Origin of the sequence: Vibrio sp. YT-16, assembly GCF_033337405.1 — a bacterium.
Lineage (GTDB): Bacteria > Pseudomonadota > Gammaproteobacteria > Enterobacterales > Vibrionaceae > Vibrio > Vibrio alginolyticus.
On the sequence record NZ_JAWOQQ010000002.1, the window covers coordinates 209,937 to 235,482 of the forward strand.

Annotated in this window: 21 protein-coding genes; 9 read left to right on the forward strand and 12 right to left on the reverse strand. The window is 45.0% G+C overall.

Annotated elements, in window-relative coordinates; genetic code table 11:
- The first annotated feature begins 175 nt into the window (after window positions 1-175).
- On the forward strand, window positions 176-1,738 hold the full coding sequence (locus R7F07_RS04395) for a methyl-accepting chemotaxis protein (RefSeq protein WP_171342609.1): 1,563 nt from the start codon (window positions 176-178) through the stop codon (window positions 1,736-1,738).
- 141 nt (window positions 1,739-1,879) lie between these two features.
- Here the strand turns inward: R7F07_RS04395 and tkt are convergent, their stop codons facing one another.
- Window positions 1,880-3,871: a transketolase gene (gene tkt / locus R7F07_RS04400; protein ID WP_171342608.1), complete on the reverse strand. Its 1,992-nt coding sequence runs from the start codon at window positions 3,869-3,871 to the stop codon at window positions 1,880-1,882.
- Window positions 3,872-3,996: 125 nt separating this feature from the next.
- Window positions 3,997-4,947 carry a transaldolase gene (gene tal / locus R7F07_RS04405; protein WP_005373488.1) on the reverse strand — a complete coding sequence of 317 codons (951 nt, stop codon included), beginning with the start codon at window positions 4,945-4,947 and terminating at the stop codon, window positions 3,997-3,999.
- A gap of 465 nt (window positions 4,948-5,412) precedes the next feature.
- Between tal and R7F07_RS04410 the strand changes: the two genes are divergently transcribed.
- On the forward strand, window positions 5,413-6,414 hold the full coding sequence (locus R7F07_RS04410; protein WP_171342607.1) for a sugar-binding transcriptional regulator: 1,002 nt from the start codon (window positions 5,413-5,415) through the stop codon (window positions 6,412-6,414).
- A gap of 165 nt (window positions 6,415-6,579) precedes the next feature.
- Here R7F07_RS04410 and R7F07_RS04415 read toward each other — a convergent pair whose 3' ends face one another.
- From R7F07_RS04415 to moeA, 5 genes are all read right to left on the reverse strand, one after another.
- On the reverse strand, window positions 6,580-7,410 hold the full coding sequence (locus R7F07_RS04415; protein WP_171342606.1) for a sulfurtransferase: 831 nt from the start codon (window positions 7,408-7,410) through the stop codon (window positions 6,580-6,582).
- A gap of 140 nt (window positions 7,411-7,550) precedes the next feature.
- Window positions 7,551-8,045 carry a hypothetical protein gene (locus R7F07_RS04420; RefSeq protein WP_054701851.1) on the reverse strand — a complete coding sequence of 165 codons (495 nt, stop codon included), beginning with the start codon at window positions 8,043-8,045 and terminating at the stop codon, window positions 7,551-7,553.
- A gap of 12 nt (window positions 8,046-8,057) precedes the next feature.
- Window positions 8,058-10,163: an LruC domain-containing protein gene (locus tag R7F07_RS04425; protein WP_171342605.1), complete on the reverse strand. Its 2,106-nt coding sequence runs from the start codon at window positions 10,161-10,163 to the stop codon at window positions 8,058-8,060.
- 176 nt (window positions 10,164-10,339) lie between these two features.
- On the reverse strand, window positions 10,340-11,089 hold the full coding sequence (moeB, locus tag R7F07_RS04430; protein WP_171342604.1) for a molybdopterin-synthase adenylyltransferase MoeB: 750 nt from the start codon (window positions 11,087-11,089) through the stop codon (window positions 10,340-10,342).
- A 9-nt stretch (window positions 11,090-11,098) separates the two neighbouring features.
- Window positions 11,099-12,334: a molybdopterin molybdotransferase MoeA gene (moeA, locus tag R7F07_RS04435; protein WP_171342603.1), complete on the reverse strand. Its 1,236-nt coding sequence runs from the start codon at window positions 12,332-12,334 to the stop codon at window positions 11,099-11,101.
- 287 nt (window positions 12,335-12,621) lie between these two features.
- Between moeA and folE the strand changes: the two genes are divergently transcribed.
- On the forward strand, window positions 12,622-13,275 hold the full coding sequence (gene folE, locus R7F07_RS04440; protein ID WP_005373478.1) for a GTP cyclohydrolase I FolE: 654 nt from the start codon (window positions 12,622-12,624) through the stop codon (window positions 13,273-13,275).
- A gap of 45 nt (window positions 13,276-13,320) precedes the next feature.
- Here the strand turns inward: folE and R7F07_RS04445 are convergent, their stop codons facing one another.
- The gene (locus R7F07_RS04445; RefSeq protein ID WP_017819907.1) at window positions 13,321-14,268 is read right to left on the reverse strand and encodes a TDT family transporter; all 948 of its coding nucleotides are present in this window, start codon (window positions 14,266-14,268) and stop codon (window positions 13,321-13,323) included.
- Between the two features lie 261 nt (window positions 14,269-14,529).
- Window positions 14,530-15,933, reverse strand: a complete 1,404-nt coding sequence (clcA, locus tag R7F07_RS04450; protein WP_005373473.1) for a H(+)/Cl(-) exchange transporter ClcA — start codon at window positions 15,931-15,933, stop codon at window positions 14,530-14,532.
- A gap of 470 nt (window positions 15,934-16,403) precedes the next feature.
- Between clcA and R7F07_RS04455 the strand changes: the two genes are divergently transcribed.
- Window positions 16,404-17,018: a hypothetical protein gene (locus tag R7F07_RS04455; RefSeq protein ID WP_080773711.1), complete on the forward strand. Its 615-nt coding sequence runs from the start codon at window positions 16,404-16,406 to the stop codon at window positions 17,016-17,018.
- On the opposite strand, the gene R7F07_RS04460 is transcribed toward R7F07_RS04455, so the two are convergent.
- Window positions 16,999-17,412, reverse strand: coding sequence for a helix-turn-helix domain-containing protein (locus R7F07_RS04460; protein ID WP_005373470.1), 414 nt, complete (start codon window positions 17,410-17,412; stop codon window positions 16,999-17,001). The two genes, R7F07_RS04455 and R7F07_RS04460, sit on opposite strands and share 20 nt — an antisense overlap.
- Window positions 17,413-17,507: 95 nt before the next feature.
- On the opposite strand from R7F07_RS04460, the gene R7F07_RS04465 reads away from it, so the two are divergent.
- From R7F07_RS04465 to R7F07_RS04485, 5 genes are all read left to right on the forward strand, one after another.
- The gene (locus tag R7F07_RS04465; RefSeq protein ID WP_005387688.1) at window positions 17,508-18,416 is read left to right on the forward strand and encodes an aldo/keto reductase; all 909 of its coding nucleotides are present in this window, start codon (window positions 17,508-17,510) and stop codon (window positions 18,414-18,416) included.
- A gap of 367 nt (window positions 18,417-18,783) precedes the next feature.
- Window positions 18,784-19,788, forward strand: coding sequence for a response regulator (locus tag R7F07_RS04470; RefSeq protein WP_005373466.1), 1,005 nt, complete (start codon window positions 18,784-18,786; stop codon window positions 19,786-19,788).
- On the forward strand, window positions 19,788-20,225 hold the full coding sequence (locus tag R7F07_RS04475; protein WP_005373463.1) for a PAS domain-containing protein: 438 nt from the start codon (window positions 19,788-19,790) through the stop codon (window positions 20,223-20,225). Before R7F07_RS04470 ends, R7F07_RS04475 begins: the two co-directional genes overlap by 1 nt.
- 86 nt (window positions 20,226-20,311) lie before the next feature.
- A complete protein-coding gene (locus R7F07_RS04480; protein WP_171342602.1) occupies window positions 20,312-21,853 on the forward strand; it encodes an NAD(P)H-hydrate dehydratase in 1,542 nt (513 codons plus the stop codon).
- A 436-nt stretch (window positions 21,854-22,289) separates the two neighbouring features.
- Complete coding sequence (locus R7F07_RS04485) at window positions 22,290-23,333, forward strand: GMP reductase (protein ID WP_005373458.1); 1,044 nt, start codon at window positions 22,290-22,292, stop codon at window positions 23,331-23,333.
- Between the two features lie 146 nt (window positions 23,334-23,479).
- Here R7F07_RS04485 and R7F07_RS04490 read toward each other — a convergent pair whose 3' ends face one another.
- Complete coding sequence (locus tag R7F07_RS04490) at window positions 23,480-24,769, reverse strand: linear amide C-N hydrolase (RefSeq protein WP_017635214.1); 1,290 nt, start codon at window positions 24,767-24,769, stop codon at window positions 23,480-23,482.
- Between the two features lie 439 nt (window positions 24,770-25,208).
- Entirely contained in the window at window positions 25,209-25,535 is a 327-nt protein-coding gene (locus tag R7F07_RS04495; RefSeq protein WP_005373454.1) for a hypothetical protein, read from the reverse strand.
- Window positions 25,536-25,546: the final 11 nt, after the last annotated feature.

The following is a 25,546-nucleotide window of genomic DNA, read 5'->3' on the forward strand; positions in this document are numbered from 1 at the left end:
GGGTTTGTTTATTAGCTCAAATCAACAATCTCTTCTTTATGTTTTTATCGATAATGTGAATTCCCACAATAAAAATGTCGGTTTGATAAGACTTTTTATCTAACTTTTTGTAATAAAAATAAAAATCCTGTATATATCTTGCCGAAAATCAATAAAAACTAAAGAAGTTTCGTCTATGTCAGCCAATATTTCTCATAAAGCTCAAGAAACTCTCGTGAGGGAGTCTGAGGAACTCGTCTCAACAACGAACTTACAAGGTGTTATTACATATTGTAATGAAGCCTTTTGCCGCGTTGCTGAATACACTCACGAAGAACTTGTCGGTCAGAACCACAATATAGTTCGTCATAATGATATGCCTAAAGCCGCTTTCGGTGATATGTGGGCACGCCTTAAACAAGGTAAAGCCTGGCGTGGAATGGTTAAGAATTCCACTAAGTCTGGCGGTTACTATTGGGTTGATGCTTATGTCACCCCTATCTACGAAGACAACCATGTTGTTGGGTATCAATCAGTGCGCGTGAAGCCAAAGCGAGAGTGGGTTGATATTGCGACAAAAGCCTACAAAAGCATGCGTGCTGCAGAGAAGTCTGGCCGAACTTGGTCGTTGAAAATCAATGAAACCATTCGCTATGCGATTCTACTTGGTGCACTAACCGCACCTGCAACCGCATATGCGTTGTCTGTTGAAGGGCCGTTGGCTTGGCTTGCAAGTGCGTTACCTGCAAGTGTTCTGGCTCTGTTATTCCGCCAAGAGTTAATTGATACACCTCAGCAACTTAAAAAGTTACAAAAGCAATATGACAGCGTAAGTCGCTTGATCTATTCCGGTAACACGGCATTTTCGATTGCCGATTTCCATATCAAAATGCTATCCGCAAGAATTCGAACCGTGTTAGGAAGAATGACTGACTCCGCATTGCCTTTGCAGCATTGCGCCGAAGAGCTTAGTCAAACAACGGCAGAAGTCTCGGCTGCATTAAATCAGCAAAATACCGATATTCATCGTGTGCGAGATGCTACCCAAGAGGTGGAGTCGTCGGCAAATTCGGTTTCTTCGAGTACCAATGATGCCCATATGTTGATTGATGATACATTGAAGTCATGCTTGATGGCGAAGGAGACCATTGATCAAACGCACACCAATCTAGCGAAGTTAAGCCTTCAAGCTGAAAAAGCGACGGAAACGACGTATCAACTGAGTGATCAGGCGCAGAAGGTGAACCATTTGATGGAAGAGATTGGTGGGATCGCAGAGCAAACCAATTTACTGGCACTCAACGCGGCGATTGAAGCGGCAAGAGCAGGGGAGCAAGGTCGTGGTTTTGCTGTTGTAGCTGATGAGGTCCGCGCGCTTTCTGGGCGAACATCCAATGCAACTGAACAAATCCAAGCCTCTATCTCCACTATGTTGGCAACGATTCAAAGTTGGCAGAAAGATATTCTGGCAAACAAAGAGCAAACCGATGCCTGTTCTCAAGTAGCAGAACAAAGCGCGTTGCGTTTGTCTGAAGTTGAACAGATGATGCAAACCATGAGTGGGCTGATGGTTGATGTAGCAGAAGCGGCGAATAACCAGTTAAAGCTATCTAGTGATGTAAACCAGCACATTCATTCTATTGCTTCGACCGCAGAACAAAACTTGGCAGCAACACATTCAGTTGAGCAAAATAGCCGACAGTTGAAAGACCAAGTACAAGATTTCTATCAGCTCGCACTTCGATTTGAAGACAAATAGTCGTGACGAAAGTTGTGATGTTTATGTCCTGGCTGCGTTTATGCGAATAGGAGCCAGATAAAAGAAAGCCCCGCCATTGCTGGTGGGGCTTTTCAGTTTTCACATTCGCAATAGAGAAAACTGACTATCTTTTTACTGCAATTACGCGAGTAGCTCTTTTGCTGTGTTCACTACGTTTTCAGTCGTGAAACCAAACATTTTGAATAGTTCGCCAGCTGGTGCAGATTCACCGAATGAAGTCATACCGATGATGCGACCGTCGAAGCCTACGTACTTGTACCAGAAGTCAGCAATACCTGCTTCAATTGCGATACGTGCTGTTACGTCTGATGGCAGTACAGCTTCACGGTAAGCGGCGTCTTGTTTGTCGAATGCGTCTGTTGATGGCATTGAAACAACGCGTACTTTCTTACCTTCAGCAGTTAGCTGTGCTGCTGCTTCTACTGCTAGTTCAACTTCAGAACCTGTTGCGATAAGGATTAGCTCAGGCTTGCCTTCGCAATCTTTCAGAATGTAAGCACCTTTCGCGATGTCTGCTACTTGTTCTGCTGTGCGCTCTTGTTGCGCAAGGTTTTGACGAGAGAAGATAAGTGCAGTTGGTGCATCTTTACGTTCAATCGCCAACTTCCAAGCTACAGCGGACTCAACTTGGTCACATGGACGCCATGTGCTCATGTTTGGTGTTAGGCGTAGCGATGCCATTTGCTCAACTGGTTGGTGAGTTGGACCATCTTCGCCAAGACCGATAGAGTCATGCGTGTACACTTGGATGTTCTGAATTTTCATCAGCGCAGCCATACGCATTGCGTTACGTGCGTACTCCATGAACATTAGGAATGTTGCGCCGTAAGGAACGAAACCACCGTGTAGCGCGATACCGTTCATGATCGCTGTCATACCGAATTCACGTACGCCGTAGTGGATGTAGTTACCAGAGAAGTCGCTTGCTTCTAGAGACTTAGAACCAGACCACATGGTTAGGTTAGAAGGTGCTAGGTCAGCAGAGCCACCCATGAACTCTGGTAGTAGAGCGCCAAATGCTTCTAGAGCATTTTGAGACGCTTTACGTGATGCGATGTTTGCTGGGTTAGCTTGAAGATCTGCAATGATTTGGCTTGCTTTTTCTTCCCACTGTGCAGGAAGCTCACCGTTTACGCGGCGTTTAAATTCAGCTGCCAGCTCAGGGTACGCTGCTTCATAAGCTGCAAATTTCTCGTTCCACGCTGCTTCCTTAGCTGCGCCTGTTTCTTTCGCTGACCATTCTGCGTAGACTTCTTGCGGAATTTCAAAAGGACCGTGCTCCCAACCTAGTTCTTTGCGTGTTGCTGCAATTTCTTCAGCGCCTAGTGGTGCACCGTGACAGTCGTGTGAACCAGATTTGTTTGGTGAACCAAAACCGATGATAGTCTTAGTACAGATTAGAGTAGGGCGAGGATCCGCTTTTGCAGCTTCAATCGCTGCGTTGATTGCTTCAGAATCATGGCCATCTACTGCAGGGATTACGTGCCAACCGTAAGCTTCGAAACGCTTAGGTGTGTCGTCAGAGAACCAACCTTCAACGTGACCGTCGATAGAGATGCCGTTGTCATCCCAGAATGCGATCAGCTTGCCTAGACCAAGAGTACCTGCAAGAGAGCATGCCTCGTGCGAAATACCTTCCATCAGACAGCCGTCGCCCATGAACACGTAAGTGAAGTGGTCAACGATGTCGTGGCCTTCTTTGTTGAATTGCGCTGCTAGCGCTTTTTCAGCTAGAGCCATACCAACCGCGTTAGTGATGCCTTGACCTAGCGGACCCGTTGTGGTCTCGATACCTGGCGCGTAACCATACTCTGGGTGACCAGGAGTTTTAGAGTGAAGCTGACGGAAGTTTTTCAGATCGTCGATAGACAACTCGTAACCTGCAAGGTGCAGTAGAGAGTAAATCAGCATTGAGCCGTGGCCGTTAGACAGTACGAAACGGTCGCGGTCTGCCCACTCAGGGTTTGATGGGTTGTGGTTTAGATGAGAGCGCCAAAGAACTTCAGCGATGTCAGCCATACCCATAGGTGCACCTGGGTGACCAGAGTTAGCTTGTTGAACACCATCCATGCTTAGCGCACGGATTGCATTTGCTAGATGTTTACGATCCATAGTGATTACTTCTCGATATTTGATTTAAATAGAGGGAACTCGACGAAACAAGTTCAAATAGAATTTTTTGAAAATAGTGCTGATGGTAAAAGCGAGTAGACGGGCTACTCGCTTTTGGTAAGCAATTAAAGCTTAGCTTCGATCATCGCTTCTAGTTTGCCTTGGTCAACGGCGAAGTTGCGGATACCTTCAGCCAGCTTCTCAACAGCCATTGGGTCTTGGTTATGTTCCCATAGGAATTCAGCGTGAGTCATTGGTGCTGGACGCTCAGCTGCGCCTTTAGAATCAACTAGTTTCTCAACTACTTCACCCTCAGCTGCTTCTAGTTCTGCAAGTAGAGCAGGAGCGATAGTTAGACGGTCACAACCAGCTAGTTCTAAGATCTCACCGATGTTACGGAAGCTTGCGCCCATAACTACAGTTTTGTAGCCGTATTCTTTGTAGTAGTTGTAGATCTTAGTTACAGATAGTACGCCTGGATCTTCTTGAGCTTCGAAGTCACGGCCTTCTTTCGCTTTGTACCAGTCCATGATACGACCAACGAATGGCGAGATTAGGAATACACCCGCTTCTGCACAAGCACGTGCTTGAGCGAACGAGAATAGAAGCGTTAGGTTACAGTTGATGCCTTCTTTTTCTAGGATCTCAGCTGCGCGAATGCCTTCCCAAGTTGAAGCCAGTTTGATAAGGATACGGTCGTTAGTGATGCCAGCATCGTTGTACATTTTCACTAGTTGACGAGCTTTCGCTACGCTGCCTTCCATATCGTAAGATAGACGAGCGTCTACTTCTGTAGAGATACGACCTGGGATAGTTTTTAGGATTTCTTTACCGATGTTTACTGCAAGCATGTCACAAGTATCTTGAACTTGTTGAGCTTTGTCGTTGCTCTGTGCTTTAGCGTATTCGATTGAAGCATCGATTAGAGGTGCGTACTCTGCGATTTGAGCGGCTTTAAGGATAAGAGAAGGGTTAGTTGTTGCGTCTTCTGGCTGATACTTTTTAATTGCATCAATTTCGCCAGTGTCTGCTACTACAGTCGTTAGTTTACGAAGTTGCTCTAACTTGTTGCTCATAATCGATCATCCTATTTAAATGGGCTTAAGCGTGATTTTTGTTATCACAGCTTGTGCATTTGCAAGCGAGTTAGCTAACCGTCTCATCGCATTTAATGAGACATCTGCTCAGCCAACTACGGAAAATTTCGTTACCGAACAAATGCTATGAACATTTGATCGATAGCTGAGTAAATGATGTGTCCATATTTATCCTATCTATGCTGAAAGTCAATCGCTGAAATGGACTTATAGTGAACTTCATCAACGTTTTTTTACTGTGTGTTTAGTGGTTAACCCAAATAAACGTTTGCCCTTATTGTTCAAAGCTTGAGCGTTGTTCAATAGGGTAAAAAATTGTAGTGAGAAAATGTTATTGCGATGAGCAAATGTCGCAGTAAAATTGGAGGGTAACATATGCTAAGTCAATGAGCGGATGCTCACTAATGCATACAATGTCGATCCTCTAAAAGGGCGAGAAAAACCATGAGCAGTTCTAACCAAGATATTTCTATTGAAAGCACAGACTTACTAACGGAGATTTCCGTCGCGTATTATCAAGACGGTGCGACTCAGGAAGAGATATCGAGAAAATTTGCCATATCACGCGCAAAGGTCGGGCGAATGCTCAAGCAGGCGCGTGATGAAGGCATTGTTGAAATTACCGTTAAATACCATCCGGTGTTCAGCGCCAAGATTGAACAACGTTTGATCGAGCGATTCGGCGTTAAGCGCGCGCTGGTTGCTCTTGATCAACCGAATGAAGAAGCGCAACGACTACAGGTATCGGGATTGGTGTCCAATTATCTCACTAGCACGCTCAAAAACGGCATGGTGGTGACGGTCGGACAAGGGCGCAACGTGTCGTCTGTCGCTCACCATATTGGTGTTATTACGCCGCGTGACTGTAAATTTGTGTGTGGCATTGGTGGTATTCACCCGCGTGGCGGTATGTATAACGCCGACCATATTTGTCGTCAGTTGGCGAAGAAATATGGGGGAACCTCTGAAACCCTTTATGCGCCGGCATACGCAGAAAATAGAGAACAGAAGTTGGCCTTCATGCAAAATGCAACCGTGAAACAAACGCTCGACCTAGCACGTAAAGCCGATGTTGCTTTGGTTGGTATTGGTGACATGAGCGAAAACAGTTACATGGTCGACTTAGGTTGGTTTACGCCTGATGAAGTGGTTCAGTCGAGACTTCAACAAGGTGTGGTAGGGGATTTTGCAGGTTATGACTTCTTTGATATTCACGGTAATGTAGCGAACACGGTAATGAGTGACCGAGTAATTGGACTTGGTATTGAAGAGTTTCGGCCGATCTCGGAAGTCATTGCGATCGCAGCTGAGAACAGCAAGCCACTCGCTCTACTCGGAGCATTAAGAACTGGAGCGATAGACGTGATCGCCACGAGCGTTAGTAACGCATTAACCGTGCTCAACTTAGATGAGCAAATGCACGGTAACGCGACATCTGAACACTAACGGAAACAGTCGGCTTTTGATGTGGTCAGGCTATGAGGAGGGACAAATCACTCATAGCCAGTTTCTATTTCGAAATGACAAGTTTGGTCTAGAAGCTGCGTTTAGTTTATTGGAACACATCATCTTTAGATAAACGTAAGATACTTTGTTAAACAGACACTTGTCTTAACGCTCGATAGGTAGAGAGTGGTCAGCACCCCATTCGGTCCAAGAACCGTCGTACACCGACAGATTGTCTAGACCAATTTGATACGCCGCGAGTAATAAAATGCATGCGGTTACACCGGAACCGCAACTAAAAATAATCGAATTGTCACTATCTATCGTTAGTGCGCTAAATATCTGTTGCAACTCTGAGTTTGGTTTAATGTGACCGTTGGTCAAGAGTTCTTGAAACGGTAAGCAAACCGAATTTGGAATGTGCCCACTACGTAGACCTTCTCGTGGCTCAGGCACTTCACCAAGGAATCGTGCTTTGGCTCTGGCATCGATGATGTTGGCACTTTTATTGGTTGAATGAGCAAGAACATCTTGTGCACTCAAAAAGGCATTTTGGTTGAGCTTACCTGCAAAGTTACCTTCTTCGCTTGGTTGCGATAGGGTACTTTCAACAGGGAGTCCGGCTTCAACCCAAGCGGGAAGGCCGCCGTTTAAGACTCGAACATTATCATGTCCCATAGCTTTGAACATCCACCAAGCTCTTGGCGCGGCTAAAGTGCCAGAGTTGTCGTAAACCACAATCAAATCTTCGTTGTTCAAACCGAGTTGTAGCGCACTTTGGTTGAAGCCTTCTTCTGTTGGCATCATATGCGGCAGAGAAGAACCGGGTAAGCAAAAGTCATTGTCGTAATCAAAGCGTAAAGTATTTGGAATCCACTTATCTTGAATCTTTTTGCCTTCAGAAGGGATTTGAAACGCAATACTAGCGTCGAGGAGCTTGACGTTAGGTTGGCCGAGAAGGCTATTGAGTTCATCAGTACTAATCAGTGCTTGCATTGTCTTTAGTTTGCTAGGTGGATAATCTTACTGTTTTACAACAAAAAAATCGCATGTTCAAAAGAACGATACGATTTTTAAGCTTGAGATTGAAGATTTATGATGAAAGGTCGCTTTCGCTATGCCTTCAATCTATCTAGTTACATGGTCCAAGTGTTGTCTCCAGAAGTAATCACTTTCTGAATTGGGTCACTGCCGTCATAGAACCAAATTTCAACAAGTAGGCTACCTTGGCTATCAGAAACATTAAAGTCGACGTTTGCTGTACCGTTGTTGAGTGGAACCGATGCGACTTTGCTTGGATATTTTGCATCGTAGTTACCTGAACTGTTCTCGACAAACTCTTTGTACACGCTTAGGTGTGCACGTTGTGAAGAGAAACCACTGATGTCTACATTGAGCGTACCCTCCGTCACTGGGTTGTAGCTAAAGCCATCCGGTACTACTAGGTCCTGCATGGTTGCATTTTCTACAGTTACGGTAGTCTCTTCTACGGTTATTTCTTCCTGCTGGGTTGTGTCTTCCTCTGCAACGGTGGTTTGGGTTGGTGAAGGTGGTGTACTGTTACCACCTCCGCCGCCACCGCCACAAGCTGTTAGTGCTAATCCCATGATGATTGTGATAAGTGCTTTCATAATGTTATCTCCCTATGGAATGTAGCATTTGTTAGGTGTTGGAGCGGTGTGCCAATCTGTGCTTAGTTCGCCACCAGACTCAGCCCAAGTTTGGAATTGAGGGTATGCATCGACCATGTCTACTCGCTCTAGCGGCCAATCCCAATCTTCTACTATCAACAGTGCCCAAGGTAAGTTGTTTGCTGTTTTGAAGTACACACCTTGCGCAGGGTCACTTGCATCGACGCCGACACCGAAGAGGTTTTGGTCATCAAACTGTTCTGTTGGTGCTTGGTCTGCTAAGTGAACTTCCCATTTACGACCTGGTTGGAAGGTAATCCCGTCGCCATGGTAAGTCCCCGGCGTTGCGAAGATGAACGGGTCGTATGGCATGGCTTGAATCGCAGAACGGTCAGAGCCTTCAGTGAAGTACACATTCAAGGTAAAGGTGAGTGAGACGTTATCATCACAGCCAGACTCTGTGCGGAAGTAGCTACAGCTGCTCGCCGCGTGTGTGCTTAAGTCTTCACTGATGATGAAAATGGCTTCATCAGAAATACTTTCCAAGCCATTAGATGCTTGCTCTACACCATTGAAGGATAGCGTTGTTAATCCGTTTTCAATCGAGCTTCTCAATACACCCGGTAATCGGATTGCGAAGCCATTTTTGTAACTTGCGCCGTAAGCCGCTAGGTCACCAGTAATTTGAATATTCTCAACATGCCCCGCAAGACTGGTTTCTGTGATGCGGAATTTCACGACCACATCGTTCATGTCGTAGTCTGCGGTGTATGGCCAGTTATCTTCGTAAGCGACGGTGGCGTAATCTTCTGCACTCGGGAAATATTCCACTGAGTAGCCATTACCGGTGATGGTAATTGGGTAATCTTCCACCTCACCAGACGTTGAGCCACCATCGTAGTTTAATCCGGTTTGTTGGCTAAAGCGGAATCGACTCCAGCTAGAACCCTCTGTTGCGGCTGTTGAGACTACAAACGGTAGAGGGTTATTACCCGCAGACAGTAATTGGTCGGTAAAGACTTGTTCGCCTTCATCATCAAAGTCACCATCGCGGTTCCAGTCAAACCATGCTGATAGGTAGCCGGAAGTAGAAGCTGTCACATTCACAATTGAGCTTAAGCCTGGATCAAGTGCGGATACAAAACCAACACCATCTTCATCGGCTGTGCCCACAGAGTTGTCGTTTGCTTGACCGTCGGCATCACCATCAGGAGCGACTGAACCAAGCCAAGTTACACCGTCGACTTCGTGGCGAGGACCGTTTGACGCAAGTGTTGTGTGGTAGCTGTCTGGAGCATCACCGAAATCAATTGGCTCGTCTTCGTTAATCACTGGAGCGTTTGCACAACGTGCGCCATCATTTTGGCTTGAGCTTGGACCGTTGGATACAAACTCAACCGCAGGAACGATACCTGCTGCGATATTGGCTGCGTTACCTTCCGAAAGGTCAACGCGATAGATTTTGCCATCTTGGTTACGTGACACGTAGTAGTTGCCGTTTACATCGAAGTAGCCAGCACCAAATGTGCCTTTCTCACCTGTGTCACCTATCGCAGTTGCGCTACCATTTGATGGGTTGAACTGATATAGCACACCAGAGTTGTTGTCGATGCCGTAAAGGGAGCCATCACCTGGATGGAATGCAAAGTCGGTTAGGTTCACAGTCGCTGTTGAGCTGATTTTCACGATGCTCAATGTCGCATTTGGATCAGAATCGAGCGGAGAAAGGTCAATGGAGAAAAGTCCTTTGCCTTTGCGGTACAAGTAGTAGACGTGGTTGTAAACGTCACCTACGTAAAACGTGTGGTCGGTAGGAAGACCCGAAACATCAAGTGTCTCTGCTTGGAAGTCTTGACCAAGACGAACAATCTTTTTGTTTGTGGTGTCGTAGCCGTAGATATAACGGTCAGTGAAGTTAAAGCCTACACCGTTGATGCCCGAAGCCAAACCTGTGTCGTCCTCTAAAAGAGTCGTAGAACCTGTAACCAAATTGACGCCATAGATTTGAACCGGGGTTGATTGGAACAGGTATGCTTTGCTTGGGCATGTGTCAAATGGCGCCGCTTGTGCATAAGCGCTCGCTATTAGAGACCCAAGTAGTAGTGATGTCCTTTTCATAATTCGCCCTCTCATTGGTTCGTGATATATGCAATGAAAGGAATGTGCCAACTTTTAAGTTGTTGAATTTTATTGGGTTAATATTTGTAAGAAGAAGGGTTTTAAATCTGATTGTCAAAATGAGAAAAAAGCCCAGCATCGAGTTGGGCTTTTTGGGAATGATTAGAGGTTTAGAACTAGCTACAAACCGGACAGGTGGGCATTTTCATCAGATTCATTTCTCGCCAAGACATGCTGAGCGCGTCCAAAATCAGAATTTTGCCTTTCTTTGGTTGGCCGTAATCAGCAATCACTTTAATCGCTTCCATCGCTTGTACTGCGCCAACAATACCCACAACAGGCGCCATGACTCCGGCTTCGACACAACTTAGCGCATCGCTGCCGAAGAGGGCACTTAAGCACTGGTAACATGGTTGCGCTGGATCATCGTAAGTAAACACACTCACTTGGCCTTCCATACGAATGGCCGCGCCTGAAATCAGCGGTGTTTTGGTCGCAAAACATAGGCGGTTAAGTTGATTGCGCGTATCGACGTTATCTGATGCATCGACAACAATAGTGTGCTGTTCGATCAAGCTTTTTAGCTCTGTATCATCAAGACGCTTTGCGATGGTATCTACAATGATGTGCGGGTTAAGCTCGCGTAGTGCATCGGCCGCTGATTCTACCTTCTTACGACCAATATCCGCATCGTGATGCAGTACTTGGCGCTGAAGGTTAGACAACTCGACGATATCATCATCAATCAGCGTGATTTTACCGACACCAGCCGTCGCCAAATATTGGCTTGATGCGCAGCCTAAACCGCCAGCACCAAGCATCAATACCGATGCTTGTTTGAGTGCTTCTTGTCCTTCAAAGTCAAACTGACGAAGAATGATTTGGCGGTTGTAACGCAGCATTTCCTGATCGGAAAGAATATCCACAACGTCTTCCTAGTAAAGGGTTGAGTTGAATAGTTGAACCTGAACCGTTTCGCCCACTTCAACTCGGCCGCGCTCACGTTCCAAGACAACAAAACAGTTCGCTAGGCTCATTGAGCGGAATGCACCAGAGCTTTGGTTACCGGTTGTTTCAACCACAAACTTGCCATCTTCCAATGTGTAGATACCACGTTGGTAATCGGTACGACCTGGTGCTTTCTTAAAGGCGGTTTTGGTTGTTGCTGGAATAGACTCGGGTGCTTTCCATTCGGTATGGCCTGCAAGTTTTGCCAGCATTGGTTGAACAAGCACGTACATAGTGAGCACGGCAGAAACCGGGTTCCCCGGCAGACCACAGAACCAAGCAGTGCTTAGCTTACCAAACGCGAAAGGTTTACCCGGCTTGATTGCTAGCTTCCAGAAACCGATTTCACCAAGCTCTTCAAGAATGTCTTTGGTGTAATCCGCTTCGCCTACACTGACACCGCCGGAGGTCACAACCACATCTGCCAATGTTTGCGCTTGTTCAAAGGTTGCTTTTAGAGTCTCTGGGCAATCTGGAATGATGCCAAGATCAACGGCTTCACAACCGAAGTTCTCGATAAGTGGTTTAATACCGTAACGGTTGCTGTCGTAGATCTGACCTTCGTCTAGCGGCTCGCCCAGTGGTTTAAGTTCATCACCAGTAGAGAAGAACGCAACTTTTGGCTTACGTACTACTGTCACATGGCTAACACCAAGCGACGCAATCATCGGAATATCGCGAGGTGTTAAACGTGCACCTTTTGCCAGCACGATGTCGCCTTGCTTGATGTCGTCACCTGTTGGGCGGATGTTGTTTTGTGGCTTCACGTCGGTTCGGTTGAACTGAATGCCAGCATCTGTTACTTCAGTGTTTTCTTGCATGATAACGGCATCACAACCCTGTGGGATTTTTGCGCCAGTCATGATGCGAACACAGGTACCTTGAGGCCATTCACCTTCAAAAGGTTGTCCTGCAAATGATTTACCTGCCAGAGGCAATACAGAAGATGACTCAAGATCTTGAATGCGAATAGCGTAGCCATCCATTGCTGAGTTGTCGAATGGCGGTACGTGGATAGGAGACAAGATATCTTCTGCCAGTACAAAACCGAGTGCTTCAGCAAGTGGAAGAGAAAGCGTTGTTTGGATAGGTTTGATTCGCGATAGCATTTTGTCCATCGCTTCTTCAATTGGCATCAAGCCAGGTGCGTCGCAGCAGCCCATTGAGAAAATCCTGTGTTCTTTTGTTTTGTGGCAACTTTACCATAAAAGGGGACTGAGTAAGAATGTCCACCTATAAAATATGGGTGTAATTATTCAAAAATCCGAGTATCCTTGTCAGCCATCCAAAAGGGGTAAAAAACCTGCGGAGCTCAAGAAAATCAGCTCAGTACCTTCATCTGATGTGACTTGGTGTAAAGACACGAACTGAGCAACTCAAAGCGAAAAGTATGAATGCAATTTTGATTGGGTTTGTACGAAGGCTGAAGTAAAACAAAAGAGGAAGTGGAATGTCAGGTCTTAGCGAGTCAGCGAAGTTAGTAAAAGAAGCGCTAGAGCAACGCGGTTTGGAAACGCCAATGCGTCCAAACAACGTAAGTCGTGAAGAGAAGAAAGAGAAGATCGAACACCACATGCGTGAGATCTTAGGTCTACTTCAACTTGACCTTACCGACGATAGCCTAGAAGAAACCCCTCACCGCATTGCTAAGATGTACGTTGACGAAATCTTCTCTGGTCTGGATTACTCCAACTTTCCTAAAATCACAGTGATTGAGAACAAGATGAACGTGAGCGAGATGGTTCGCGTGAAGGACATCACCGTAACCAGTACTTGTGAACACCACCTTGTGACCATTGATGGCAAGGCCGCTGTGGCTTACATTCCACGTGGAAAGATCATTGGCCTGTCAAAGATCAACCGTATCGTTCGCTTCTTTGCTCAGCGTCCACAAGTACAAGAGCGTATGACTCAGCAGATTCTTGTTGCACTTCAAACGCTGCTTGAGTCCGATGATGTGGCAGTGACGATTGACGCAACACACTACTGCGTGAAATCTCGCGGTGTGATGGATGCAACTAGCGAAACGACAACAACTGCATTGGGTGGCATCTTCAAGAGCAACCCAGCAACGCGTGCCGAGTTTCTGCACGGTTTACGCTAGGTAACTAAGCAAGTTTCTAAGAGGATGGCAAACGCCATCCTTTTTTTATACTTGTTTAGAAAATGACTTCATGATTTCTGGCCAATACATTTTGACGTAACCTGCCGATACCCAAACAACCAATACAGTCGCGATACTGAGCTCTAGAAAACCAAAGTCGTGTAGCCAGTGCCAGTGAGGGTGCGATTCGGCAAAAAAAGAGGTTAAGCGATGCATTGCGATGGCGCTGATCACGGAAGGAAAGGTTACTGCCGCGATAGAAGGTTGAAACTTCAAGCGAAGTAAGCGGAAGTAACATAAGTAGATCAATAACGTCATAGTGATGGCGATCCCGGCCAATGCGCCTGTCAGTATCGGATCAGGTAAGGGAAAGTTCACCAAGTATGCTGCTAATGACAAGTTTACCGGCGCGGCCATAATCGCGAGGGTCGGTCTTGCTCGCCTTGGTAGAGAGCCGAAAAACACCAAACGATACAACACGAGTGGCAGCATGAAGAAATAAATGCCGATGCACATCATCGCTAACGTTTCGGAGAATAAGTTGTGACCTAGTTGAGAACCGGCTAGTGAACTACTGATCAGCCCCACCGGATAAAGAAACCAACTCGGTACGATATTGGACATTTTGAAGTTCATTAGCTGAAAGCTAAAAAACAGCACCATCATAGTAAAATGCAGCAAAAGCGCCATAAACCAAAGTGGATAAGCGATGATAGGCGCTACAGCGGCAAGATAATCTGCAAGGATCAGTAACGCCATACTCATTGGTGCCATTAAACTACCACTCAGCGGGTGACGAATGTCGACCATGAATAATCGTGGATTAGCGGCATATTTTATGAGTACAGGGGCGAGTAAAAGTGCGCCGAGTGACGCCAAAAATGGGCGTATCGGTTCACCAATCTCAGGAACATAGAGTGCCCAAGCTTGCCCTAAACCTATCATACCTAGTGCCAACGCGGCTTGAGACGGCGGGACACTATAAAACTGCACAAGTCTTCTCCAGTTCAAATCTACTCCATTTGATTTTTGCCTGAATGAAACAAAACATGACGATTTGGATGAAATGCTCTATTTAAGTAGCGAATACTAACAAGTATGGAGAGGGGTTTCTCATGAAAGGTGGTGAGCAAATATCAGAGAATGATAATTTTGTGAGTTTGGTATCGAATATTTGGGAAAAGATGTAAAAATGCAGAGTTTATCGCTCCAAACCCTTCGATAGTCTGGAGCGAAGTGATAACAAAGAGAATGTTATGTTGATTGATTCTCCGGTAGATCCTGCTGGCGTAACTTTTCGTTTTTGATTGTGCGATGCAGCAGCTGGCTGTAAATAGGTTGTCCACCCAACAATTGAGCAATAATCACAGCGCCCAAACAAGTAATGATCAATGGCAGGATTAAGTAGTAGTTATTCGTCATTTCAATCACTAACAGAATACCAGTAATCGGTGCACGTACCGTTGCAGCAAACAGGGCACCCATGCCCGCAATCGCAAATACACCAGGCTCGATATCAAGCGCAGGGAGCAAGACATCAGCACTTGCTCCGAACGCATAACCAAATAAGGTTCCCAGAGCAAGCATAGGTGCAAAGATGCCTCCCGGCGCACCAGAACCAAAACAGAGCAGGGTTGTAATTACACGACCAAAGAAAAGCAAAACTAAAATGGATACCGAGTAGTTACCGTTAGTAATGTCAGGAATAAGGCCGATACCACCACCAGTTAGTTGGGGTACGTACAAAAGAAGCAAGCCAAACACGCCTCCCAGTAACGAACCTACAATCAAGTAGCGCTTACGATCGTTTTTGTGAATTGCGACAAAACTGTCTTGTGCCACGGTAATCAGTTTATTGAAGATCACGCCAAACACGCCAAACAATGCGCCAAGCAATAAAAACAGCCATAGGGTTTGAAGCTCTGGCGACTGGTATTGCGGCATAGTGATAACGGCGTCTTGCCCGTTGATGGCGCGAAACACTATGTTCGCCATAATGGCAGAAATGATCACTGCGCGAATTGAGATCAAAGAGTAGCGAAACTGAGGTCGCATTTCCTCCACAACGAACATAATGCCTGCGAGCGGGGCATTAAAGGCCGCAGCCAAACCACCAGCAGCACCAGACGCGAGCAGGGAGTGGCGGGTATCGTCATCCTTTACCCGGAATATATCGGTCACCATTCGACCTACAGCACCACCCATTTGAACGGTTGGGCCTTCACGACCAAGCACCATACCTGAGCCAAGTGCGCCCATGCCGCCGAAGAATTTTACTGGTAGAACTCGCCACCAGCGCACTGGACGAATATTATCCATTGCCCCTTCGATTTCAGGAATACCAGAACCTGCCGCTTCTGGCGCAAAGCGGTGCACAAGAAAATAGCCAATAAAAGCTAAAAGTGCGCTAATGAGAACCGCTGCCAGCCACAACGGTAGAACATTACCAATTTCGCTTCTTAACCATTCTGTTCGTGTTTCAGAAACGAAATGAACGGCAAGCTCGAAATACGTACCGACAAAACCAGCCAACGTACCCACAATGGCGGCCATAATGAGAACAGAAAATGGTGTTGACCCTCGAGAGACAAACTGGTTAATCGCATCTTTCGGTACGTGCGCCAACACAGATTTCACAATTCTCTCGCGTTTGGTCATTAAAAAGCTCTCCTGTTGCTGGGGGAAGGGACGAAAGAAAGTATACGCTTCGCAGAGTCTAGACCTAATCAATAAAGATGCAATTTAGCTTTTCACTATTGAGTGTTCGAAGTGTCGCGATATTATTCATTCACTCAGATTGTGCTATTGCTCTCATAATTTAGGATAAAAAACTTGTTTTTTGAGAAAAATGAACCATGCTTTAATTGTAAAGCAACATGACTGCTTCAGAAGGAGGGATGTGAGGTTTTACACACAATTTGGATGGATTCAAACCCTACGGTAAGTCCTCGTTTTATGTTCGGGATGCATCAATAGACATCGCCGATTCGCACACTCACGATTGAGTAACGAGGTAGAGGCGCACGAACATGTGCGCCTTCTTAATTTCTGCGTTATAACTTTCATCACCATAACTTTCATCGCCACCTGCCACTATTTTTCTCTTGAACATTTTCTTGCAGTTAGTAATGTCTTGGTTCGATGTCAACCAACTAGAGCAGTGCATGCGCTTTTATCTTCGACTCTTACTTTCTTTATGTTGTTGTTCGGTAACGTTTCCGGCACTTTCAACGCCGAGCTGGTGGCAAGACACGTTGTCAGCAATGCCATATTCCAATTTAAAAGAACGTATAGAAAAAAGTGGAAGCTGGTATGGTTGCGAAGTGCAGTTGCGAGACAACTCAACGTTTATCAGCGCATTTTGTTTGGATGATTTTTCGTACTACCAGCAGCACTTGTATGGTGAAGTGATTTTGAGAAGAGAAAGTGCTCAGTTCTCGTTTCTCACTGAATACGAGTGGCAGCGTCTGAATGACTTACTTCTCAACTTAAGAAAGGATGGGTTAGTTTTACGCAGAGTTACTATCGGACAAGAACACTATGATGTCGTTGAAGCTCTGGAAAAGAAATCTTCCGAACTTGTCGATAAAGAAGTTGTTTTGTTGATGAACCGCTATCCACAAGAAACGATTCGAAGTTTGCTTTGGGTAAAACCGGACGAGTTTCTGACGCCATCACCGTCCTTAAATGTGCAATTGCGCAGTGATGGCGAAATTATCGAGGTCAAAGTGACTCGTTTTTAGATTCTTTATGGAGAGATAGGAAGGTCGCCATTGCAGACTCATCCAAAAAACCATCCGATTTTTTGTGAGCGCGCAGGTATTGATAGCCTGCAATTAGCTTGCGGTGTATCTCTTCTGCATCGTCTGACAACGGCTGATTCATAACGTGTTGAAAGGCAAGTTTGTACGCATCCATATCCACGACTTCAGCACGGCGATATAAATAACCACATCCCGTTGCTAACCATTCGAGAGAGCAATTGGCGCGCATTGCAATTTGATTTGCTTTGGTTAGGCTAGGTTCACTGCCTTTAAGGTATTTGCGTATTAAAGCTTCAGACACATCGACGCGTCGAGCGAACCCGCTGATGCTTTCTTCTCCGATCAGGGTGGCTAGGCGTTGGGCAAAAGACATATTTCGTACTCCAGTTCGAATTGCGAAAGTTTACCCGTTGAGCCGGTACGAAAACAAGACTACGATGAATGCAGATCAATTGAAGGAGAAAACCCATGGTTGCAAAAGTAGTAACTGCACCAAAAGGCCCAGAGTTCTCAGAGCTGGTTCAAGGATATTGGCGTGCAGTTGAGTGGGGAATGACGGCTCAAGAGCGTTTGTCATTTCTTAAGCAACACATTGAGTTAGGCATTACGACAGTCGATCACGCCGACATCTACGGTAATTACGAGTGTGAGGCGTTGTTTGGTGAAGCGTTAGCTTTAGACAAGAGTGTTCGTGAGCAAATTCAGATCGTGACGAAATGCGACATCAATTTGTGTGGCGATAAAACGCCAGAGCGTAAGATCAATCACTACGACACGAGCTCAGCACATATCTACCAATCGGTGAATAACTCGCTAGAACGTTTGAATGTGGATGAAATCGACGTACTTTTAATTCATCGTCCTGACGTGTTAATGGATGCAGACGAGGTTGCAGAAGCATTTTCTGAGCTTCACAAAGTCGGCAAAGTGAAGCACTTTGGCGTGTCTAACTTCACTCCACGCCAGTTTGAACTGCTGCAATCTCGCTTAGGTAAGCCGTTGGTTACTAACCAAGTGGAAATCAACCCACTTAACTTTGAGGTTGCTCACGATGGAACGCTTGATCAAATGCAAATGTTGCGCACGCGACCAATGGCTTGGTCTTGCCTCGGTGGTGGTTCAATTTTTAGTGGTGACAGTGAGCAAGCTGTTCGTGTCCGTAACGAATTAGAAGCAATTCGTGAAGAAGTGGGCGCAGCGAGTATTGATCAAGTAATTTATGCCTGGGTACGTCGTTTGCCATCTAACCCTATTCCAATCATTGGCTCTGGTAAAATCGAGCGTGTGCAAACTGCAGTTAATGCATTGAACATCGAACTTACTCGAGAGCAATGGTATCGCGTATGGGTGGCTTCTAAAGGCCATGGTGTGCCATAGAATTGATATCTTATCGATGAAATTATTATTAAAGGCATCCTCTAGCAGGGTGCCTTTTTAGTTTTAGCGCGTTACTGTTTACCCATTATGGAAATGGAAAGAATGAAATTCGAGCAAAAATGGGCTTTGGATGTTAGCTGCAACTTTTTGCTTACTTTTGGTGGAGGAGTTTTACCCATGTTTGTTTTATGTCACTAAACAGCGAATGTGATGCTTGCTTTTTAGTCATTTTGTTCACTCATTCATTCATATTGCGTATGCTTATTGAATAATAAAGAAATAAAAAACTCGTCAGTTTTCTCGTATTACATGCTGTAACAATCTGTTAGACTCCGGCGCAGATTGTGGAATATAAAAAGGTGATTGAATGTCTTTTCCCGTACTCATCTGTGATGATTCAGCGTTAGCACGCAAACAGATGGCGAGATCACTACCAGCCACATTGAATGCCGATATTACGTTTGCTATCCACGGAAAAAACGCGCTAGAAGAACTCGAAAAAAACGAGTTTAAATTGATGTTTCTTGATTTGACCATGCCAGAAATGGATGGCTTTGAAACACTAGAGCACATGCAACGGTTGGGGGATAAAACTCCGGTGGTTGTTGTGTCGGGGGATATCCAACCTAAAGCGAAAGAGCGCGTGTTCGCACTGGGTGCAAAAGCGTTTATTCAAAAACCGATCGCCAAAGATGAACTCAAGAAGGCGCTTAAAGAGTTGGTCGAGCCAGAACCTCGTCCTCAAATTATCACGCCTGTCTCTATTGAGTTACCGATTTTACGTCGTCGCGATATTTACATGGAAGTGGCTAACGTTTCAATTGGTCGAGCAGCCGATGCGTTGGCGCGTCACTTTGACGTGTTTGTGCAACTACCTCTGCCGAACGTCAATATCTTTGAAGTGAGCGAACTTCACATGGCGCTACGCGACTTGGCGTCGCATGACAACGTATCGGGCGTTTGTCAGGGATTTTGTGGCGAAGGTATTGCTGGCGAAGCGCTAGTGATTTTGAGTGATTCAAGCGTATCTGATCTCAAAAAGTTGATGAAAGTACCAGCAGACAGCGAAGAGCTAGAAGAGCTTGAGCTGCTAATGGATATTTCTAATATTTTGGTGGGGTCGTTCTTAAATGGTTTAGGCGAGCAGTCTGAAGTCCGATTCTTCCAAAGTCCACCGGTACTCCTTGGTCAGCACATCTCAATTGACTCGATTATTGAATCTACAACTGGAGCATTCAGCCGCACGATGACATTCGAAGTGAGCTACAACATTGAAGGAACGTCGATTCGTTGTGACTTGTTGTTTATGTTTGTGGACGAATCCTTGCCGCTGCTTGATAACAAACTGTCTTATCTAATGGAGGAGTTCTAATGTTGAATATGCCAGCAGAGTTTGAACAATTCCATTGGATGGTGGATATGGTACAAAACGTTGACATGGGCTTAGTGGTCATTGATCGAGATTACAATGTACAGGTCTGGAATGGGTTTATGACTCATCACAGTGGTTTGCAGTCTCATGATGCGATAGGTCGTTCTATATTTGATATCTTCCCTGAAATCCCACAGGAGTGGTTTAAATTAAAAACAAAACCAGTGTATGACCTAGGCTGTCGCAGCTTCATCACATGGCGACAACGACCTTACTTATTCTGCTGTCGCAATGTTCGACCAGTTACGCAGCAAGCGGAGTTTATGTACCAGAATGTTACGTTGAACCCAATGCGCACACCGACTGGAAAAATCAACTCGTTGTTTTTGTCTATACAAGACGCGACGGCTGAAGCTCTGATGTCTCAGAATCAATAGCGATAAAAAACTTTCTCAAAAGCCAAGGTCCGCCTTGGCTTTTTTGTATACTTATAATTGTGTTTCCCAATGCGTAGAACGTGAATATGGACTTTAATCTCGCCCTAAAACTCTACACCGCAGAGCAAGTAAAAAACGGTGAAACGCTGGCTGCGCAAATGACTGGTGTTTCTATGTATAGCTTAATGCAACGCGCTGGTATGGCCGTGTATGAGCGCTTTTTACATCTGTATCCTAAATCAAAAAATATCTTAGTGATTTGCGGTAAAGGGAATAACGGTGGCGATGGTTACGTATTTGCATCTCTTGCGAAACAAGCTCAACTCAATGTACATGTTTTCCAAATTGGTGATGTATCTGTGCTAAAAGGTGATGCTTTGCGCGCATACCAAGACTGGCAGTCAATCGACGGTGTTAACAATGATTGGGATGAATGGAATACCGCATTGCTAGAAGCAGATGTGATCATCGATGCCATGTTAGGCACTGGTTTAAGCGGTGAGGTTCGTTCGGAGTATCGTCGCTATATTGACCAAATTAATCAAATTCATACCCCTGTGATTGCAGTCGACGTTCCTTCTGGTCTGTGTGCTAATACAGGTGCAGTTTTAGGTGATGCTATTCGTGCCGAGCATACTGTAACCTTTATTGGGGTTAAACAAGGCTTATGCACTGGACAAGCGAGAGATCGAGTTGGCGAGCTCTACTTTTGTGGTTTAGGCGTCAATACTAAGTTTGATACTATCGAAGTAGAAAGTGCATTAGGTATTGATCATCAGGTTGTTTCAAGATTAATGCCCAAGCCAAATCCAACGGTCCATAAAGGTGACAACGGGAAGTTGCTTTGTGTTGGTGGCAATCAAGGGATGTCTGGAGCGATTCGTTTATGTTCCTCCGCTGCGATTAGAGCCGGAGCGGGTTTAACTGCCGCAATTACTCACACGAGTAGCCTTATTCCACTGCAGGTTGGTTGCCCAGAAGTAATGAGCCAGAGCATCACCGCTGACTTACTCAGGGATACTGAGAACGACTTAACTAAACGCATTCGCTGGGCTGACGTATTCGTGTTTGGTCCTGGCTTTGGAGATGATGAGTGGGCTTATCAAGCCTATCAATATCTGGCTCAAGAGCAGAAACCTAAAGTTGTTGATGCTGATGGCCTCAATATTCTAGCGATGCTGAGCCAGCGGTGCGATGGCACTCTGGTGTGCGACAACCATCGAGTGATCACGCCGCATCCTGGAGAGGCAGCTCGACTACTAAATGTAACCATTCAACAAATAGAAAGTGACCGATACTCTGCGGCAAGACAACTGCAAGAGCGTTATGGCGGTGTAGTGGTTTTAAAAGGCGCGGGGACGCTTATTTACGATGGAACGAGAATGTACGTCTGTCTAGCGGGTAACGCCGGAATGGCGACGGGGGGAATGGGAGATGTGTTATCTGGAGTCATTAGTGCATTACTAGCCAAAGGTTTACCAATTTCTGTTGCCGCACGTTTAGGTGTGGTACTTCACAGTCATGCTGCTGATATAAACGTGAGTCAGAATGGTCAAATTGGTCTTTTGGCAAGTGATGTCGTTAGCACTCTTCGTACCGCTATCACCCAAGAGCTCTATCGAGTTTAATTAGATTTCATGCATTTTTGAGAAAATTGGTCGATTTTTTTGAGTACTTTTTTACGAATTAGCAGGGCATCTTAGTATTAGGTGATTGAGTTTTAGGCAGATTTGAGAGGTGATGCGTTTTAATTTTTAAGATATGACGCAAAGGTTTGCGCAATGGGTTAACTTAAGTGCTTTCTCAAGTTGTTGATAGTTATAAATAATAAGAGGTTTTGGTGACTTGGGGAGCGTTTTTGATATGCGATTTTCAAGATGGTATCACAAAAAAAATTCAAATATCAGACTTGTAGGAAATAAATCACAGCCTATAATGCTGAAAACCGGAGCGTCTGCCAACGCTCCGGTTTTTTTGTGTCCGAAGAACAGTGAACTCGTCTGCCAACGAAATCACTACGCACTCTGAAATGACACATATACATATGAATCAAGGAATTACACAATGCGTATCGAACAAGAACTTAAGTTAGGTTTTAAAGATGTACTGTTTCGCCCGAAACGTTCTACCCTTAAGAGCCGTTCTCAAGTAAATTTAACCCGCGATTTTACATTCAAGCATAGTGGTCGTCAATGGTCTGGTGTGCCAGTAATCGCAGCAAACATGGATTCGGTTGGTAGCTTTGCAATGGCTAAAGCCCTAGCTGAGCATGGTGTAATGACCGCTGTTCACAAGCATTACACGGTAGAAGATTGGGCTGAGTTTGCTAAATCAGCAGATAAAGTAACCATGAATAACGTTATGGTGTCTACTGGGACATCTGACGCAGACTTCCAAAAAACCAAAGACATCATGGCACTTTCAGATGAATTTATTTTCATTTGTATCGACATTGCAAATGGTTACTCAGAGCATTTGGTCGAGTATGTTGAACGCGTGCGAGCAGAGTTCCCAGACAAGGTCATTTCTGCAGGCAACGTGGTTACTGGTGATATGTGTGAAGAGCTAATCCTAGCTGGTGCAGACATCGTTAAAGTGGGTATCGGCCCAGGCTCTGTATGTACAACTCGTGTAAAAACGGGTGTTGGTTACCCGCAGCTTTCTGCAATCATCGAGTGTGGTGATGCAGCGCACGGCCTTGGTGGCATGATCGTCGGTGACGGTGGCTGTTCTTGTGCGGGTGACGTAGCGAAAGCATTCGGTGGTGGCGCGGATTTCGTAATGCTAGGTGGGATGCTAGCGGGTCACGAAGAGTCAGGCGGCGAAGTGATCGAGAAAGACGGCGAGAAGTTCATGAAATTCTATGGCATGTCGTCGAAGAGCGCGATGGACAAGCACTCAGGTGGTGTCGCTGGCTACCGTGCGGCCGAAGGTAAAACCGTATTATTGCCATACCGTGGTAGTGTTCACGGCACTATTCAAGACATCCTTGGCGGCGTTCGCTCAACATGTACATACGTAGGTGCAGCAAAGCTTAAAGAGCTAACCAAGCGTACTACATTCATCCGTGTTCAAGAACAAGAGAACAACGTGTTCGGTAAAGAGTAAATCGACTGAATGTAAAAAGTGTAAAAGCAACCATACGTTATATCTATAGCAGATAAAACTATACTATATGCAGCTATGAGCCAGAGTGAGATTGATTTCTTACTCTGGCTTTTTGCTTCTCATTTGTTTGCGCTTCAAAATTAACTCTAAGCGATTTTAATAGTTGGTCGAGATTCGACTTGTTCAAACGGTAATGATGTTGTAACTGGCATGAGCTGTAAAACGCTTGAAATCTGACAGTCTCTATTTAACCCAATATAGTCTTTGACATTAGCGACTCGCCAAGTCATGTCTCCGTAAGTACGCAGATAGAACGCGGGTGATTGATGACTGTTATGTCTAATAACGCTCCATTGGGTAATATCACTAAAAAAGACTTCAGGGTTATCGGATGTCTCAAACTCATTCGCCATGATGCCCAAAGGTATATCAACGCGATTAAGTAGCTTTTGTCCGAGTGAGAAGGCTTCGTCGAAGTTAGTTGGTTGTTCGCTTAACTGCTTAATTGCATAGGTTTGTACAAATCGAGACGGCGGTGTTGGGTCGGCGGGTAGACCCATCAAGCCAGCGCCATTGATTGATTGAAGTGGGCCAGGCACTTGGACATGACGTTGCATGGTTGCTTCATTGTTCGGTTCTGGGTTGTAGTTGCGCAAATTGGAAAAATAAGAGAGGTGATTGACATGCCAATGGTAATTTGGGCAGTTAGTCATTACTCCAACGTAGGAGTGGTCCACAACCACTTTATAATCATCAAAGTCGTATTCGGTACATTGATAGCGTGCTTGCTGATTTTCCTCTTTGCTGAACATATCGCTTTCTTTGAATGCTCGATAGATATGCATATTACCGTTAAGAAACTCAATGACGGCACTGTCATTATTTGCATCGTGAATCACGAAATGCTGGTCCAAAGCCATGTTGTCACTCTCTGTTTCACCAGTTGAAATAGTCGAGTTAAACACGTAAACGGGGTGGGTGGTGAAGTAGGTCACCATCTCGTCCACAGTATTAAACGTAGACAAGATAAAAGTACCAAACAGGCCGCTGCCTAATGCAAAGGCATCATCAGGGATGTGAGAGGTCGATACATTTTGATTGAGAATGGGCAAGTACAGTGACCCAACAGAAAGGCCAGATTCATTAATGCCATCAGCTGTTAAAAGAGGGTTATTATACCGGGTAATGGCATTGCAGTGTATGAAGCTCAACTCTCCCTGCCAATTTGCTCGAAACTCACATTCTTTACTGTGACGTTTTGGCGGCTGACCATTGAAAACACGGTCGGCTTTTCCGTCGGAAGTAAAGGTCGTAATTTGGTAAGTTTGTTGGGCTCTAAACCAAATCTCGGTCTGAAGGTTAACTGCAAACTCCATGGTTCTAGCGGATAAGGTTTGGTTGTTGCAACCATAATTGATATTAACATCTGTACACATAGCCATGCTTTCCGTTGTTTATCTTGAATGATGAATATCCAAGAAACCCTCTGAATCAAATGCTTAGAGATTACGTGGATATAGATGAATTGCGCTTTAGTAATGGTTTTAGCCATTGAGATAAGCGCATGCTATTAAGTTAAGCATTCAATCAAAAAAAGTCAGTAGCAGTTTAGTATCAGTTAAAATTGATATAAAAGAGATGAACTAAAGATATTACTTTACCTTATAATCACATGATACATATTGTTAATATCATTTTGTCTGATTTTATATTGAAATTATTATATATCTTGATGATTTAACGTGAAGGAATAAAAATTACAATATTTAGAATATGATTGAAAATGAAGGTAATTTGCAATTTAAATGCTGAGAAGTGAAACTGCCCGAGAAGTTGTGCAACTGTCTCGGGCGAAGTGATGAATCAGGTGAGCAGCTATAAAGTTTTCTCACAAGAACCGCTAAGTGGTGGAGATATTTTTAAATTATCATTAAAGATTTCTACAACGACGGGGCCTTTATTTTCATCTTTTGCATAGTATGCACAGGACTTGTCCCCAGTATAGGTTTTACCTGCCTTTTTGAAACTGTAATACCAGGAGTCATGGGTAGCGGCACCGGATTCAAAACTAGCAGATTCAGATTGTTCGCCAATATTCAAGTCGAAATGAACCTCCATTTCCGGAGAGTCTTTAAATCTCACATATCCGGTGATTTTATCGTTGGAGTTATTTTTAACGTAAAATGAACCCTTAGTTGTCATAATTTTTCCTC

Excerpts from the sequence above, each read along its gene's own strand:
- R7F07_RS04455 (WP_080773711.1), top strand. The coding sequence starts at position 16,404 with ATGTCTTGGTTCGATGTCAACCAACTAGAGCAGTGCATGCGCTTTTAT.
- R7F07_RS04460 (WP_005373470.1), bottom strand. The coding sequence starts at position 17,412 with ATGTCTTTTGCCCAACGCCTAGCCACCCTGATCGGAGAAGAAAGCATC.
- R7F07_RS04420 (WP_054701851.1), bottom strand. The coding sequence starts at position 8,045 with ATGAAAGCACTTATCACAATCATCATGGGATTAGCACTAACAGCTTGT.
- R7F07_RS04470 (WP_005373466.1), top strand. The coding sequence starts at position 18,784 with ATGTCTTTTCCCGTACTCATCTGTGATGATTCAGCGTTAGCACGCAAA.
- R7F07_RS04395 (WP_171342609.1), top strand. The coding sequence starts at position 176 with ATGTCAGCCAATATTTCTCATAAAGCTCAAGAAACTCTCGTGAGGGAG.
- R7F07_RS04410 (WP_171342607.1), top strand. The coding sequence starts at position 5,413 with ATGAGCAGTTCTAACCAAGATATTTCTATTGAAAGCACAGACTTACTA.
- moeA (WP_171342603.1), bottom strand. The coding sequence starts at position 12,334 with ATGGGCTGCTGCGACGCACCTGGCTTGATGCCAATTGAAGAAGCGATG.
- R7F07_RS04475 (WP_005373463.1), top strand. The coding sequence starts at position 19,788 with ATGTTGAATATGCCAGCAGAGTTTGAACAATTCCATTGGATGGTGGAT.
- clcA (WP_005373473.1), bottom strand. The coding sequence starts at position 15,933 with ATGACCAAACGCGAGAGAATTGTGAAATCTGTGTTGGCGCACGTACCG.
- folE (WP_005373478.1), top strand. The coding sequence starts at position 12,622 with ATGTCAGGTCTTAGCGAGTCAGCGAAGTTAGTAAAAGAAGCGCTAGAG.
- R7F07_RS04490 (WP_017635214.1), bottom strand. The coding sequence starts at position 24,769 with ATGTGTACAGATGTTAATATCAATTATGGTTGCAACAACCAAACCTTA.
- R7F07_RS04485 (WP_005373458.1), top strand. The coding sequence starts at position 22,290 with ATGCGTATCGAACAAGAACTTAAGTTAGGTTTTAAAGATGTACTGTTT.
- R7F07_RS04495 (WP_005373454.1), bottom strand. The coding sequence starts at position 25,535 with ATGACAACTAAGGGTTCATTTTACGTTAAAAATAACTCCAACGATAAA.
- tal (WP_005373488.1), bottom strand. The coding sequence starts at position 4,947 with ATGAGCAACAAGTTAGAGCAACTTCGTAAACTAACGACTGTAGTAGCA.
- R7F07_RS04425 (WP_171342605.1), bottom strand. The coding sequence starts at position 10,163 with ATGAAAAGGACATCACTACTACTTGGGTCTCTAATAGCGAGCGCTTAT.
- tkt (WP_171342608.1), bottom strand. The coding sequence starts at position 3,871 with ATGGATCGTAAACATCTAGCAAATGCAATCCGTGCGCTAAGCATGGAT.
- R7F07_RS04465 (WP_005387688.1), top strand. The coding sequence starts at position 17,508 with ATGGTTGCAAAAGTAGTAACTGCACCAAAAGGCCCAGAGTTCTCAGAG.
- R7F07_RS04415 (WP_171342606.1), bottom strand. The coding sequence starts at position 7,410 with ATGCAAGCACTGATTAGTACTGATGAACTCAATAGCCTTCTCGGCCAA.
- R7F07_RS04480 (WP_171342602.1), top strand. The coding sequence starts at position 20,312 with ATGGACTTTAATCTCGCCCTAAAACTCTACACCGCAGAGCAAGTAAAA.